The sequence below is a fragment of the Mesorhizobium sp. M7A.F.Ca.CA.002.05.1.1 genome, assembly GCF_003998335.1.
Taxonomy (GTDB): Bacteria; Pseudomonadota; Alphaproteobacteria; order Rhizobiales; family Rhizobiaceae; genus Mesorhizobium.
The window spans coordinates 1-641 of the sequence record NZ_RZQI01001542.1; the positions used below are offsets into that span (position 1 = coordinate 1).

Sequence of the window (641 nt, forward strand, 5' to 3'; positions counted from 1 at the left end):
AGATCGCGGTGACGGGTGCCGAGCGCGACCGCGCCGCCATTCAGACCCACGACATCGGCCTGCACCTGAAGAAGAACGCCGCCGGCGAACTCGGTTTCGCCGTCTATATCGGCGGCGGCCAGGGCCGCACGCCGATGGTTGCCCGCAAGATCCGCGATTTCCTGCCGGAAGCCGACCTTCTGTCCTACTGCACGGCGATCCTGCGCGTTTACAACCTCTATGGCCGCCGCGACAACAAGTACAAGGCGCGCATCAAGATCCTCGTCCATGAGACCGGCGTCGAGGAGATCACCCGCCAGGTCGAGGCCGAGTGGCAGGAGTTGAAGGACGCCGAGCTGAAGCTGCCGGAAGCCGACATCCGCGCCATCGAGGCCTATTTCGCGCCACCGGTGCTCGCTGGGCGGCCGGAAGGCGACCAGGCGGTCAAGCTGGCGCGGCTCGATTCCAAGGGGTTCTCGGAGTGGCTCGACCAGAATGTCGTGACGCACCGCCATCCCGACTATGCGGCGGTGACGATCTCGCTGAAGGGCATCGGCGAGGTGCCCGGCGACGCCTCGGACAGCCAGATGGAAGCGATCGCCGACATCGCCGAGAAATATGGCTTTGACGAGCTGCGTGTCAGCCATGAGCAGAACCTGATC

Annotated in this window: 1 pseudogene; it reads left to right on the plus strand. The window is 65.1% G+C overall.

Annotation, left to right across the window (positions count from 1 at the left end):
* A pseudogene (locus tag EN939_RS36930) lies at positions 1–641 on the plus strand (nitrite/sulfite reductase); the annotation flags it as partial.